General features: G+C 68.2%; 12 protein-coding genes. 3 read left to right on the top strand and 9 right to left on the bottom strand.

Features of this window, described 5'->3' with window-relative positions:
* Position 1 precedes the first annotated feature (1 nt).
* Positions 2 to 892: a GntR family transcriptional regulator gene (locus D6860_RS21040; protein ID WP_076623155.1), complete on the bottom strand. Its 891-nt coding sequence runs from the start codon at positions 890 to 892 to the stop codon at positions 2 to 4.
* Between the two features lie 127 nt (positions 893 to 1019).
* On the opposite strand from D6860_RS21040, the gene D6860_RS21035 reads away from it, so the two are divergent.
* Together D6860_RS21035 and D6860_RS21030 are read left to right on the top strand one after the other, a co-directional pair.
* Positions 1020 to 2120, top strand: a complete 1101-nt coding sequence (locus D6860_RS21035) for a mannitol dehydrogenase family protein (RefSeq protein WP_076623156.1) — start codon at positions 1020 to 1022, stop codon at positions 2118 to 2120.
* Position 2121: 1 nt separating this feature from the next.
* The gene (locus D6860_RS21030) at positions 2122 to 3618 is read left to right on the top strand and encodes a UxaA family hydrolase (protein WP_076623157.1); all 1497 of its coding nucleotides are present in this window, start codon (positions 2122 to 2124) and stop codon (positions 3616 to 3618) included.
* 229 nt (positions 3619 to 3847) lie between these two features.
* Here the strand turns inward: D6860_RS21030 and D6860_RS21025 are convergent, their stop codons facing one another.
* From D6860_RS21025 to D6860_RS20995, 7 genes are all read right to left on the bottom strand, one after another.
* Positions 3848 to 4843 (bottom strand): Gfo/Idh/MocA family protein, encoded by a 996-nt coding sequence (locus D6860_RS21025; protein WP_076623158.1) that lies wholly within the window; start codon positions 4841 to 4843, stop codon positions 3848 to 3850.
* Entirely contained in the window at positions 4840 to 5727 is an 888-nt protein-coding gene (locus D6860_RS21020; RefSeq protein WP_076623159.1) for a sugar phosphate isomerase/epimerase family protein, read from the bottom strand. Before D6860_RS21020 ends, D6860_RS21025 begins: the two co-directional genes overlap by 4 nt.
* A gap of 16 nt (positions 5728 to 5743) precedes the next feature.
* Positions 5744 to 6577 (bottom strand): carbohydrate ABC transporter permease, encoded by an 834-nt coding sequence (locus D6860_RS21015; RefSeq protein ID WP_017467650.1) that lies wholly within the window; start codon positions 6575 to 6577, stop codon positions 5744 to 5746.
* Positions 6577 to 7500 carry a carbohydrate ABC transporter permease gene (locus D6860_RS21010; RefSeq protein ID WP_371683206.1) on the bottom strand — a complete coding sequence of 308 codons (924 nt, stop codon included), beginning with the start codon at positions 7498 to 7500 and terminating at the stop codon, positions 6577 to 6579. Before D6860_RS21010 ends, D6860_RS21015 begins: the two co-directional genes overlap by 1 nt.
* A gap of 65 nt (positions 7501 to 7565) precedes the next feature.
* Positions 7566 to 8780 (bottom strand): ABC transporter substrate-binding protein, encoded by a 1215-nt coding sequence (locus D6860_RS21005; protein WP_076623160.1) that lies wholly within the window; start codon positions 8778 to 8780, stop codon positions 7566 to 7568.
* 28 nt (positions 8781 to 8808) lie between these two features.
* Positions 8809 to 9717, bottom strand: a complete 909-nt coding sequence (locus tag D6860_RS21000) for an alpha/beta hydrolase (RefSeq protein WP_076623161.1) — start codon at positions 9715 to 9717, stop codon at positions 8809 to 8811.
* Positions 9714 to 10421, bottom strand: a complete 708-nt coding sequence (locus D6860_RS20995; protein ID WP_076623162.1) for a GntR family transcriptional regulator — start codon at positions 10419 to 10421, stop codon at positions 9714 to 9716. The genes D6860_RS21000 and D6860_RS20995 overlap by 4 nt, the downstream gene beginning before the upstream one ends.
* A 118-nt stretch (positions 10422 to 10539) precedes the next feature.
* Between D6860_RS20995 and D6860_RS20990 the strand changes: the two genes are divergently transcribed.
* Positions 10540 to 11631, top strand: coding sequence for an ABC transporter ATP-binding protein (locus D6860_RS20990; protein WP_076623163.1), 1092 nt, complete (start codon positions 10540 to 10542; stop codon positions 11629 to 11631).
* An 84-nt stretch (positions 11632 to 11715) separates the two neighbouring features.
* Here the strand turns inward: D6860_RS20990 and D6860_RS20985 are convergent, their stop codons facing one another.
* Positions 11716 to 12813 carry an ABC transporter ATP-binding protein gene (locus tag D6860_RS20985; RefSeq protein ID WP_076623164.1) on the bottom strand — a complete coding sequence of 366 codons (1098 nt, stop codon included), beginning with the start codon at positions 12811 to 12813 and terminating at the stop codon, positions 11716 to 11718.
* Between the last annotated feature and the right edge of the window lie 3 nt (positions 12814 to 12816).

The following is a 12816-nucleotide window of genomic DNA, read 5'->3' as shown; positions in this document are numbered from 1 at the left end:
GTCACTGCCAGTTGACCGAAGCCAGCAGGGTGTCGCGCGCGGCGGCGAGATGCGCGTCGAACCGCGCGACGGCCTCGTCCCGGCGGTCCTCCAGAATTGCCTCGATCACCGCGAGGTGCTCGGCAATGGCGGCGCGGTTGCGGGTCGCCTCGTCGCGTTTGTGCCACTGGTAGTGGTAGTGCACGATGATCGAGATGCGCTGGGTGAAGGCATCGAAGAAGCGGTTGCCTGCCGCCTCGACGAGCACCCGGTGAAAGCGCGCGTCGAGCGCCGGGAAGTCGCCCATGCGGTTGGCGTCGGCATCGAGCAGGGCGCGGTGCCGGCGGGCAAGCGCCTGCATCTCGGCCAGCGTCTCCGGGCGACGATGGGCCAGAAGCGCCTGCAGCGCCGCGCGTTCGATCATCTCGCGCATGTCGCACATCTCGGTGGCATAGGCCCGGGTGAAGCCCTTGAAGGTCCAGTGCCGATTCGGGTTCTTCTCGATCAGCCCGCCCGGCCGGAACTGCTGCAGCAGCTCGCGCACCAGCGCCACGGGGATGTCGAGCTGCCGCGCGAGATCGCTCTCGTGGATCTGCGCGCCCGGCGCGGGATCGCTGCGCAGGATCCATTCGAGAAACCGTGCCTCGGCGCGCGCCGCGGGCGGGGCGGTGTCTTCCTCGGGGAAGCGGTCGCCGGGGAGGGGGCTGCGCAGGAGTATCTTCCGCCGCCCGTCCCAGTCGATGACGCCAAGCTCGGAGAGCCGCGCCAGTACGCCTCGCGCCGTGGTGCGGCTGATCTCGAGCCGTTCGGCGAGCCGCGCCTCCGACTCCAGCGCATCGCCGGGCGTGGCCTTTTCCAGCCCGTCGAGCGCCCGGTTCGTCGCGGCCTTGAAGGTCTGGTTCTGTCGCGACATGGCCCGCCTCGTTCTGCTTCGCGCTGGTTCGCGGAATTGCCGCTTGAGAGAAATGTATTTTATTTATAAAAAACCGTAAAGGCCAGCGGCGACTCCATCCATCCGCCCTGCGCCAAGGGAGGATTCCATGACCGCCACCCCCATCGTGCAGTTCGGCACGTCGCGCTTCCTTCAGGCCCATGCCGACCTGTTCTTCTCGGAAGGCACGCCACCGCGCGCGCTGACCGTGGTGCAAAGCTCGGGCGACCCGGCCCGCGCCGCGCGGCTGGGCGCGTTGGCGGCCGAGGGCGGTTTCCCGGTGCGCATCCGGGGCCGGCAGGCCGGGCGCGTCATCGACGAAGAGCGCCGGGTGACTTCGGTGACGCGCACGCTTTCCACGGCGACCGACTGGGAGGCGCTGTCTCGGGTGGTCACCGAGGAGGCCGAGGCGATCCTGTCGAACACCGGCGATGCGGGCTACGATCCGCGCCCTGCCGACGGGGCAGCCACGCCCGACCAGGCGATGAGCTTTCCCGCGAAGCTCTACCACTTGCTTGCCGCGCGCCACGCCGCCGGGGCGCCACCGCTGACGCTCTTCCCGATGGAGCTCATCCCGAACAACGGCGATGTGCTGAAGGCGCGGGTGCTGGAGATCGCCGCGGCGCAGGGCGCCGGGGCCGGGCTGACCGAGTGGCTCGGGCAATGCCTCTGGGCCAACAGCCTTGTCGACCGGATCGTCTCCGCGCCCATCGAGCCGGTGGGCGCGGTGGCCGAGCCCTATGCGCTCTGGGCGATCGAGGCGCAGGACGGCCTGCGCGTGCCGGTCGAGCATCCCTCGGTGCGGGTCGTTCCGGACCTCGAGGAAATCGAACGGCTGAAGCTGCACATCCTCAACCTCGGGCACACCGCGATGGTGGCTTTCTGGAAGGAAACAGGCGGAGCGCCGGACGCGGTGGTGCGCGAACTGCTCGCGGGCGATGTAGGCGCGCGGATGCGGCAGGTGATGCAGGCCGAGGTGCTTCCCGGTTTCGCGTTGCGCGGCATGGAGGAGGCCGCCCGTGCCTATCTCGACGAGACGCTCGAGCGCTTCGCGAACCCTTTCCTCGATCATCGCATCGCCGACATCGCGCAGAACCATGCGCAGAAGCTCGACCGCCGCATCGGGGCATTCCTGCGCTGGGTGCGCGCGGTCGCGCCAGACTTCGAGGCGCCGGTGCTCGATGCCCTCTGCGCGACGGAGATCGCCTGACATGACCGCGCCGACCCTGATGATCCTCGATCCCTCCGACACCGTCGCCGTCGTGTTGACCGACATGGCCGAGGGCGAGATCCGCGAGGGCCTGACCGCCCGGGCCGCCATCCCGCGCGGCCACAAAATCGCCCGCAGCGCCATGGCCGCCGGATCTCCGGTGCTGAAATACGGGCAGGTCATGGCCGTCGCCAGCCGCGACATCGCGGTGGGCGAGCACGTCCACGTTCACAACTGCGCGCTGCCCGAGGGCGGCGCGGGGACGAGCGCGGTCGCCGGCCGGCTGCCCGATCCACCCGCGCGGACAACCTTCGAGGGGTATGCGCGGCCCGACGGTCGCGTCGGCACGCGCAACTACATCGGCATCCTCGCCTCGGTGAACTGCTCGACCACGGTCTGCGACGCCATCGCTGCCGAGGCCAACCGGACCCTGCTGCCGAAGTACCCCGGCATCGACGGCTTCGCGCCCATCGTGCACGATCAGGGCTGCGGCATGGCCAACCGGGGCGAAGGCTTCGACGCGCTGGTGCGCACGCTCAAGGGCTATCGCGACCATCCGAACTTCGGCGGCGTGCTGATCGTGGGGCTGGGGTGCGAGGTCAACCAGCTCACCCTCTACAAGCCGACCGACTGGACGCGCGAGCGCTTCCAGACCTTCAACATCCAGGAGGTCGGCGGATCGCGCTCGGCGGTGCGCCGCGCGCTGGAGTTGCTCGAGCCCATCGCCGCGCAGGCCGGCACCGACCGGCGCAGCGCGCAGCCGGTGTCAGAGCTGACGCTGGGGATGCAATGCGGTGGCTCGGACGGGTTCTCGGGCATCACCGCGAACCCGGCGCTGGGCGTCGCCTCGGACCTGCTGGTCGCGGCGGGCGGCACCTCGATCCTGTCGGAGACGCCCGAGATCTATGGCGCCGAGCATCTGCTGATCGCGCGGGCGGGCGAGGAAACCGGGGCCCGGCTGCGCGAGATGATCGCGTGGTGGCGCGACTATGCCGAGCGCAACGGGGCCTCGCTCGACAACAACCCGAGCCCGGGAAACAAGAAGGGCGGGCTGACGACGATCCTCGAGAAATCGCTGGGCGCGGTCGCCAAGGGCGGGCTCGCGCCGGTCGCCGGGGCCTATGCCTATGCCGAGCGGATCGACCGGCACGGTTTCGTCTACATGGACAGCCCGGGCTACGACCCGGTGGCGGCAACGGGGCAGGTGGCCTCGGGCGCCAACCTCATCGCCTTCACCACGGGGCGGGGTTCGTGCTTCGGTGCCAAGCCCGCCCCGTCGATCAAGCTGGCGTCGAATTCCGATCTCGCGCGATCGATGCCCGAGGACATCGACATCGACTGTGGCGGCGTGGTCGAGGCGGGGGTGAGCCTCGCAGAGATGGGCCAGCGCATCTACGACCTGCTGCTCGACGTGGCCTCGGGCAAGAAGACCACGTCAGAGGAATTCGGCTACGGTGACAACGAGTTCGTGCCGTGGAAGATCGGTGCGGTGCTGTGAGGGGCGGGGTCTTGTAAGGCGGACGCGGTGCCTCTCTCCTGCCCGAAGTGGGCACGAAGACGTTGCAGAGCATGTCGGCGTGGTCGGGATGGTCGATAGGCGGATGCGGCGTCTTCGCAAAGGCCGCACGGCGCGGCCCGCATCGGACGCGGGGGCGCCTGGACATTCGCGACAGGCAAGCAGAAAGGCCCGCGCCGGAAGCGCGGGCCCTTTTCGTCAGTCCGCCGGCTTACAGGCCGATCTGGCCGATCATCCGTTCCAGTCGCTCCATCGCGCGGACGCCATCACCGATGTCGGGCACGTCACGATCCTCGCCGCGCAGCACCGCCGCCACGTCCGACAGCAGCGCCGCGTAGCCCTTGTGGTCCTCGTTCGCCGCCGCGGTGAAGTTCGGCGTCCAGCTCAGCGTGTCGCAGGCCGGATCGAGCAGCGCGCCGGGGTCGTCCGCCTTGAACGGCGGATCGCGGTAGAGCGCCACATTGATGATGTTGTCGACATGAATGCGGGCATGGTCGCCCATGATGCGGATCTCTTCCATCGGCGTGCCGCGCGACTGCACCGTCCCCATCACGATGTTGCCGACCTTGCCGGCCTCGGTGGTGAAGTTGAGGTGCAGCAGCAGCTTGCCCGGCTGCGGCGAGATCGAGCGCACCTGCATGTCGCCGAAATCCTCGCCCGCGAACCACGGGATGAGGTCCATGTAGTGCACACAGTGGTGCAGGTAGAAGCCGGTGTAGTCGGGCTCGCCCTCGAAGTAGCCGGGCGCCGTCATGTAGGCGCCGGTGATGCCGAGCACGTCGCCGAAATCGCCGCCCTTCAGGGTGTTCATCGCGATGCGGTTGCCGGTCGAGTAGCGCTTCATGAAGCCGACCATGACCGGCTTGCCCGCCTTTTCGGCGGCCTGCGCCACCTCGAGCGCGCCGGCCGCCGTGGCCGCCGGGGGCTTCTCCATGAAGACCGGCAGCCCGGCCTCGAGCGCCGCGATGCTGGCGGCGCGGTGCAGCTCGGGGCCGACCGCCATGCCGATGGCGTCGAGCCCCGGCGTGGCGATCAGGTCGCGGAAATCGTCGGTGAGCCGCTCGACGCCATACTCGGTGGCGGTCTTCTTCAGCGCTTCGCCGTCGCGGTCGCAGAGCGCCGCGATGCGGATGTCGTTGCGCCCCAGCTGCGGCAGGAGCATCTGGCGCGCGTGACGGCCGCAGCCGATCCAGCCGAAGTTGATCATTGGTCCACCTCCGCAAGCGCCAGCGCGTTTCGGATCACGCCCAGGCCCGCCATGAGCTTCTCGCTTTCGTCCTCGCGCGGGGCGCGCCATTGCGCGACCGGCAGCGCCACGCGGTCGTCGGCCCGGCGGAAGGGCTCGAGCGAGATCGGCCCGGTGTAGCCCACCTGCGCCAGAGCGCGGCAGACCGCGGGCCAGTTGACATGGCCGGTGCCGGGGTGGCCGCGATGGTTCTCGTTGGCCTGGAAATGCACGATCCGGTCGCCGGCCATGCGGATGGCGTCGGGGATCGACCGATCCTCCATGTTCATGTGGAAGGTGTCGAGCATCAGCTTGAAGGCGGGGCTGTCGACGGCGTCGACCACCTCGCAGGCCTGCCGGGTGGTATTGAGGATGTCGGTCTCGAAGCGGTTCAGCGCCTCGACGGCAAAGGTCACCCCGGCGGATTGCGCCAGCGGTGCGACCTCGGCGAAGCCAGAGATGGTGCGCTCTGCACGGGCGGCGATCTCGTCGTCGCTGCGCGGCACCGGCGGCCGGCCGGCAAAGACCATGGGTTCGCCGTAGAGCGGCCCGCCCACGACGCCGCCGCCGAGCTCGGCCGCCACGTCGATGCACAGCTTGAGATAGTCGAGCCCGCCCTGACGGTTCGCCGCATCCTCCGAGGCGATCGAGCGCTGCGGATTCACCCGCGCCGCCAGCACCGTGAAGATGCCCGCGTCGTCGGCGGCAGCCTTCACGTCGGCAATGGAGAGGTCGTCCTCGGGTTCGGGCACCAGCAGCTCGACGAAGTCGAAGCCGAGGTCCGCCGCCTTCTGGAAGTAGTGCAGGTCCTTGCCCGTGAAGGGCCGGGTGAACTGCATTGAGATGATGCCGATGGGATTTTTCAACAGGAGGGTCCTTTCGTCAGCCCTTGACCGCGCCTTGCGTCAGGCCGGAGATCAGGCGTTTCTGCACCAGGAGGAAGAGCACGGTCGCGGGGAGCGCGCCGACGATGCCGCCGGCGGTGAGCAGGCCCCATTGCACCTCGTATTCGCCGATCAGCGTCTGCACGGCGACGGTGATCGTGCGGACCTCGCGTCCGCCGAGGGTGAGGGCGTAAAGATACTCGTTCCAGGAGGTGATGAAGATGTAGATGCCGGTGGCGATGATGCCGGGCAGGCAGAGCGGCAGCACCACGCGGCGCAGCGCCTGCATGCGGGAGCAGCCGTCGGTCATCGCCGCCTCGTCGAGCGAGCGCGGGATGCCGTTGATGTAGCTGACCATCATCCAGATCGAGAAGGGGATCGCCACGGTCGAATTGGCGATGATCAGCGCGATGTGGGTGTCGAGCAGACCCAGCACGCGCATCACCACGAACAGCGGCAGGATGAGCAGCACCAGTGGGAACATGTTGATGAGCAGGAACTGCAGCATCAGGATCCGCTTCCCGCGGAAGTTGAACCGCGAGAAGGAGTAGGCCGCCGTCACGCTCAGCGACAGGCCCACGATCACCGTGCCGCCGGCGACGATGAAGCTGTCGAGCAGGTTGTCGGCGAAGCCCACGGTGCGGAACAGCCGCGTGTAGTTGTCGATCGTGGCGTTGAGCAGCGACGGCCCCTCGGTGAAGAGCGTCGACTCGTCGCTCACCGAGGTGATGAACATCCACAGGTAGGGGCCGAGCGTGAAGACGAGGATCGCCAGCATCGGCAGGTCGACCGTGAGGATGCGCTTGCCGGTCGAGATCTTGTGCAGGGCCATCAGGACACCGCCTTTCCGGTGCGACGCAGGTAGAACACCACGACCACCATCAGCAGCAGGGTGAACAGGACCGCGATCGCCGAGCCGTAGCCGAAGTCGAGGTTGGTGCGTGCCTTGATGAAGGCGTAGAGCGGAAGCGTGTGGGTGGCGTAGCCGGGGCCGCCGCCGGTCATCACGAAGATCACGTCGAAGCTGTTGGCGACCCAGATCATCCGCAGCAGCACGGCGGTCATCATCACGCCGGAGATGCCGGGCAGGGTGATGTGCCAGAACTGCCGCCACGTGCTTGCGCCGTCGATCGAGGCGGCCTCGTAGTAGCTGCGCGGGATCGACTGGAGGCCGGCGAGGATCATCACCGCGAAGAACGGGAAGCCCTGCCACGTGAGCGTGAGGATGATCGAGGCAAGCGCGGTGTCGGGGTCGGCGAGCCACGGAACCGCCTGCTGGATGAGCCCCATGCGCAGCAGGAACTCGTTGGCGATGCCGTAGTTGCTGTCGTAGATCCAGACCCACATCAGCGCGATCACCACCGAGGGCAGCGCCCAGGGAATGATGATGAGCGCGCGGGCCAGCGGGCGCCACGGGAACTCCTGGTTCAGCAGCAGTGCCGTGACCAGCCCCAGCAGAAGCTGCGCCGGGATCGTGGTGCACATCCAGATGATGGTGTGCTTGAGCGAGATCCAGAACACCTCGTCCTGGAGTGCCGCCTTGAAGTTGTCGAGGCCGACCCAGTCGAAGTCGTTGGGGCGGAACAGCACGTAGTCGTGCAGGCTCATCCACGCGGTCTGGACCATCGGGAAGAACACGATGGCGAGCGTGACGAGCACCGCCGGCGTGAGCATCGCGTAGGGCAGCACGTGGCGGCCGAGAGAGGCGCGCCGGTCGCGGCGCGTGGGCACATGTGTCATGGTCGCGTCCGTCATGGGCACGGGACTTTCGGGTCAGGAGAGAGGGGCCGGGCGCCGGCGGGCGGCGCCCGGGGCGGAGATCACTCGGCGAAGAGTTCTTCGATCTTCTGGTTCATCTCCGCGGGAGCGATGTCACCGGTCAGCACGCGCTGCATGTTGGTCGGCCAGGCGGTGTTGACGAAATCCGCGGTGGCCGAGCTGTTGGGCAGCATCTGTGCAAAGGGCAGGCTGTCGACCGTCGCCTTCACGAAGCGCTGCGGGTGCAGCGACCAGCTTTCGCTGTCTGCCTTGACCACCGGCAGTTGGCCGGTCGCCTCGTTGAACATCGTGTTTTTGCCCTCGGAGGAGAGGAAGCTGATCCACTTCCACGCCGCCTCGGGGTCCTCGGCGCCGGACATGACGGCGGTGCTCTCGTCGCCGAAGGCGGTCCAGTGACCGCCGCCGCACTCGGGCACCGGCGCCGCCGAAACCTTGTCGCCGAGCGCCTCGACCATGCCGTTGGCCGAGCCGATGTGGTGAATGGTCATCGCGGTCTTGCCGGCCTTGAAGGCGCCGATGATCTCCTGGAAGCCGTCGTTGGGGGCCGAGGGCGGGAAGACCCCGTCCTCCTGGAAGAGGTCGGCGACGAACTGCGTGCCCGCGACGCCCGCCTCGGAGGTCAGCCCGTCGGTCAGCGACACGCCCTCGGCGCCGAGCGTGAAGGTCGCCCAGTGGTCGTGGCCGCCCTTGGCGCCCCGGAAGCCGAAGCCGTAGACATCGGTCTGGCCGTCGCCGTCGGTGTCACGGGTGAGCGCCTTCGCCACCTCGCGGAAGTCGTCGCAGGTCTTCGGCACCTCGAGCCCGAGCTCGTCGAACATGTCGGTGCGATAGTAGAGGTAGAGCACAACGTATTGCACCGGAAGGTAATATTGCTTGCCGTCCGGGCCGGTGGTCAGGTTGACGAGGTTGTCCTGCAGCCCGTCGGCGCCGTCCCATTCCGCGAGCCAGTCGTCGATCGGCTGAAGTGCGCCCATCTCGACAAGGCGGGGCTGGGCGAACATCTTGACCATCGCCGCATCCGGCGCGTTGCCGCCGATGATCGCGGTGTAGAGTTGGTCGTAGTAGCTGTTCCACGGGATGTTCTCGGCCTCGACGGTGATGTCCGGGTTGGCCTCCTCGAACGAGGCGACAAGCTCGTCCATCGGGTTGTCGGCGTTGTCGAAGTGATACCAGAAACGCACGGTGCTTTCGGCGCTGGCCATGCCGGCCGTCAGGGCCAGCGCTGAGGCGAGCCCGGTCAGGGTCTTGAAGTTCATGTCGGTCCTCCCTTGGTTCCCGCCCTCCTCAGGCGGTGATCTGTCGAAAGACCTCGCCGGATCTGGCGAAGGCGTCGCGCGCCTCCGGCAGGGCGAGGCCCATCTGCATGAAGCCGTGAACGACACCCGGCACGAGGTCGTAGGCATCGTTGCGGCCAAGCGCGCGCAGCCGCGCGACAAGGCGTTCGGTGTCCGAAAGCAGCGGATCGAGCTCGGCCGCGTTCAGGTAGAGGGGCGGCAGCGCCGCGAGCGCCGCATCCTCGGCGGCGAGCGGGGCGACCAGCGGGTTGCCGCGCTTGGTCTCGGGCGCATACCAGTCCCAGTAGCGCATCATCTTCGCCCGGCTCAGGCCGGGGCCGTCGGCGTTGCGGATGTAGCTGTCGCTGTCGAAGTCCGCGCCGTAGACGCCGTAGAACAGCAGGCCCGCCGCGGGCAGGGGGTCTCCGGCCTCGATCAGGGCCAGCATCGCGGCGAGCGAGAGGTTGGCCCCCGCGCTGTCACCGCCGATGCTCCAGCGCCGCGCGGGGTCGCGGGCACGCCACGCCGACAGCACGTCGGAGAGGCCGGCGGGAAAAGGGTGGTCGGGCGCGAGCCGATAGTCGAAGGTCAGGACCGGGCAGGCGCAGGCCTCGGCCATGCGGCGCGCGGCGCCCTCGTGGGTCATCGCCGAGCAGAGCGCCCAGCCGCCGCCGTGCACGTGCAGGATGGCGTCGGTGCCGCGATCGTTTTTCGGCACCACCCAGCGGGCGGGCATCCCGGCATGGATGACGGTGCGCGCCTCGGCCATCTCGGGCAGGTCGAGGTTCCAGCGGTGGTTGGTCATCTCGGAAAGGGCGCGGGCGTGCTGCGGCGGCATCAGTGTCGGATCGGCGAGCCCGGCATCCTCCTGCGCCAGCCGGTCGAGCACCGTGCGCATGCTGTCGCTCGGCCGGCTCATTCCGGCGTCTCCGTGTCGGTGAGGTCGGGGCCGAAATCCACGATGGTCGCGATGTGATGCGACAGCAGCTCCTGCAGCCCGGCCACGTCGCGGGTCGCCAGCGCGTCGAGGATCGGGACGTGGCGTTCGGCGGTGGCCTCGAGCTCGCGGTTGGGCTGCGCGTTGAGGATCTTGTAGCGGTGGTTGTGGATCAGGCAGCGGGTCAGGATCGGCGCGACCAGCGGCAGGTCGGCGGCTTCGAACAGCCGGCCGTGAAAGGCCCGGTCGAACACCGAGAGCGCGTATTCGTCGCCGTCGCGCGCGGCGTTGCGCATGGCATTGAGGCGGTCGTGCAGGTCGCGTTCGAGCGACGCGTCCGCGTTGGCGACCACCCGGTCGAGAAAGCCGCATTCCACCTCGCGCCGGATGTGCAGCAGGGCGCGCGCATCGTCGGCCTGGCAGGGCGCGACCCGTGTGCCGCGGTTGGGTTGGCGGTTCACCAGCCCCTCTTCGGCAAGCCGCATCAGCGCTTCGCGCACCGTGCCCTGGCTGCATGCGAAGCGCTGCGCGAGGTCCATCTCGGTCAGCGCCTGCTCGGGATGGAGCGAGCCCAGCACGATCTCTTTCTGCAGCGCCTCGAACAGCGCGTGGCTGCGCCGGCTGGTCCGGCGCGGCGTCACGTCGCCAAACGGGATGCTGCTGGTGCTGAAACTTTCCACGGCCATCCTGTGCCGGTCCTCCTCGTGTCGCCTTTAGGCTTGTCTCGTATTATCAATATCGATAACATCAACAATATCGATAATGCAAGCGCCGTTTTCGGCGCGGCGGACCAGGGAGGAACGCATGGCTGAGATCCGGCTGAACGGAATCGTGAAGGACTACGGCGCGGTGCGCGCGATCCACGGGGTGGATCTGCACGTGAACGACGGGGAGTTCGTGGCCTTCGTCGGGCCGTCGGGCTGCGGAAAGTCGACCATGCTGCGGATGATCGCGGGGCTCGAGGAGATCACCGGCGGCACGCTCGACATCGGCGGGCGCGTCGTGAACGACGTCGAGCCCAAGGGCCGCGACGTGGCGATGGTCTTCCAGGATTACGCGCTCTATCCGCACATGACGATCCGCGAGAACATCGGCTTCGGGCTGAAGATGCGCGGCTTCCCGGCCTCGGACATCGCGCCCCGCGTCGAGGAGGCGGCAGGCATCCTGCAGATCGGCGACTACCTCGACCGCAAGCCGGGGCAGCTTTCGGGCGGCCAGCGCCAGCGTGTCGCGATGGGGCGCGCCATCGTGCGCGAACCCTCGGTGTTCCTGTTCGACGAACCGCTGTCCAACCTCGATGCCAAGCTGCGCGTCGAGATGCGGACCCAGATCAAGCGGCTGCACGCGATGCTGGGCACCACGACGATCTACGTCACCCACGACCAGACCGAGGCGATGACGCTTGCCGACAAGGTCGTGGTCCTGCGCGGCGGCCACATCGTGCAGGAGGGCCCGCCGATGGAGCTTTACGACCGGCCCAATTCGCGCTTCGTGGGCGAGTTCATCGGCTCGCCGCAGATGAACATCTTTTCGGGCACGCTCGACCGTTCGGGTGGCACCCCGGTCCTGCGCAGTGGCGAGGTCTCCTTGCCGCTGGGCGAGGTCGAGGCCCGCGACGGCGCCAAGCTCGATGTCGGTATCCGCCCCGAGCATCTCGATCGTGCGCCGGACGGGCAGGGGATGGTGCGGCCGGTGGTCGACGTGATCGAGCCGCTGGGCTCGGACACGATGGCGATCTGCCGGCTGGGCGAGCAGGAAGTCACGGCGCGGCTCGATCCGCGTGCGCCGCTCTCGGCAGGCCAGCAGATCGCGCTGAGCTACGATCCGGCGAACCTGCACTACTTCGACGGCGAAAGCGGCGGTCGGCTGTCGGTGCGGGTGCTGGAAGCGGCCTGATCCATCGGCCTTCGTGAAAGGAAGAACGCCCCGGCCTGTCATGGCCGGGGCGTTCCCGTGTCGCGTGAGTGGTGTTCCGGCGGATCAGTTCAATCTCTGACCGCTCTCGGGGGAGAAGTAGCTCACTTTTCCCAGATCGAAAGCCAGCGTCATCGATTCCCCGGGATGGGCGCTGGTTTCGGCATGAAGTCGCGCGGTCATCGAGGTCCCCCCGAGCCGCGAGACGACATAGGTGTCGGCGCCCGCGGGCTCGACCATGTCGATGAGGCACTCGGCCTCCTGCACGTCCTCGCCGGCGCGGAAGCCCGCCTCGGCGATGTCCTCGGGGCGCAGGCCGAGGATGATGTCCTCGGGCAGGTCGCCGGCGTGGGTGTCGTGCAGCACCACCGGCGCACCGCCCTCGCGGTCGATCTCGATGCGCGTGCCGCTGCCGTTGCGCCGGGCCTTGGCCGGGATGAGGTTCATCGCCGGGCTGCCCATGAAATCGGCCACGAAGAGGTTCGCGGGCCGGTTGTAGATCTCGGAGGGCGAGCCGATCTGCTGCACCACGCCGCCCTTCAGCACGACGATCTTGGTGGCGAGGGTCATCGCCTCGATCTGGTCGTGGGTGACGTAGACCATCGTCGCGCCGAGCTTGTGGTGCAGCTTCTTGATCTCCGAGCGCATCTCGACGCGCAGCTTGGCGTCGAGGTTCGACAGCGGCTCGTCGAAGAGAAAGAGCTTGGGATCGCGCACCAGCGCCCGGCCGATCGCCACCCGCTGCCGCTGCCCGCCCGAAAGCTGGCTGGGGCGGCGGTTCAGGTATTGCTCGATCTGCAGCTGCTGCGCGACCTCGTGAAGCTTCTGCTCCTGCGTGGCCTGGTCGACGCCGCGCACCTTCATGCCGAAGGTGATGTTCTTGGCGACCGACATCGTCGGGTAGAGCGCGTAGGACTGGAACACCATGGCGATGTCGCGGTCCTTGGGGCTGACGTTGGTCATGTCGCGGCCCCCGATCTCAATGCTGCCGCCGGTGATCGGCTCGAGCCCGGCGATGCAGTTGAGCAGCGTGGACTTGCCGCAGCCCGAGGGCCCCACGAGCACGAGGAAGTCGCCCGGCTCGATCGCCACGTTGATGTCTTTCAGGATCTCGACCGGACCGTAGGCCTTGTCGAGGTTCTTGATGTTGAGGATAGGCGCCATGGG

It is taken from the genome of Salipiger sp. D13 (genome assembly GCF_003703915.1).
Taxonomy (GTDB): Bacteria; Pseudomonadota; Alphaproteobacteria; order Rhodobacterales; family Rhodobacteraceae; genus Salipiger; species Salipiger profundus.
The sequence above is the reverse complement of the archived record's forward strand: the minus strand, read 5'-3'. Positions and strand labels throughout refer to the sequence as shown.

Coding starts and splice junctions, on each gene's coding strand:
- D6860_RS21040 (WP_076623155.1), bottom strand. CDS start 892: ATGTCGCGACAGAACCAGACCTTCAAGGCCGCGACGAACCGGGCGCTC.
- D6860_RS21035 (WP_076623156.1), top strand. CDS start 1,020: ATGACCGCCACCCCCATCGTGCAGTTCGGCACGTCGCGCTTCCTTCAG.
- D6860_RS21030 (WP_076623157.1), top strand. CDS start 2,122: ATGACCGCGCCGACCCTGATGATCCTCGATCCCTCCGACACCGTCGCC.
- D6860_RS21025 (WP_076623158.1), bottom strand. CDS start 4,843: ATGATCAACTTCGGCTGGATCGGCTGCGGCCGTCACGCGCGCCAGATG.
- D6860_RS21015 (WP_017467650.1), bottom strand. CDS start 6,577: ATGGCCCTGCACAAGATCTCGACCGGCAAGCGCATCCTCACGGTCGAC.
- D6860_RS21010 (WP_371683206.1), bottom strand. CDS start 7,500: ATGACGGACGCGACCATGACACATGTGCCCACGCGCCGCGACCGGCGC.
- D6860_RS21005 (WP_076623160.1), bottom strand. CDS start 8,780: ATGAACTTCAAGACCCTGACCGGGCTCGCCTCAGCGCTGGCCCTGACG.
- D6860_RS21000 (WP_076623161.1), bottom strand. CDS start 9,717: ATGAGCCGGCCGAGCGACAGCATGCGCACGGTGCTCGACCGGCTGGCG.
- D6860_RS20995 (WP_076623162.1), bottom strand. CDS start 10,421: ATGGCCGTGGAAAGTTTCAGCACCAGCAGCATCCCGTTTGGCGACGTG.
- D6860_RS20990 (WP_076623163.1), top strand. CDS start 10,540: ATGGCTGAGATCCGGCTGAACGGAATCGTGAAGGACTACGGCGCGGTG.
- D6860_RS20985 (WP_076623164.1), bottom strand. CDS start 12,813: ATGGCGCCTATCCTCAACATCAAGAACCTCGACAAGGCCTACGGTCCG.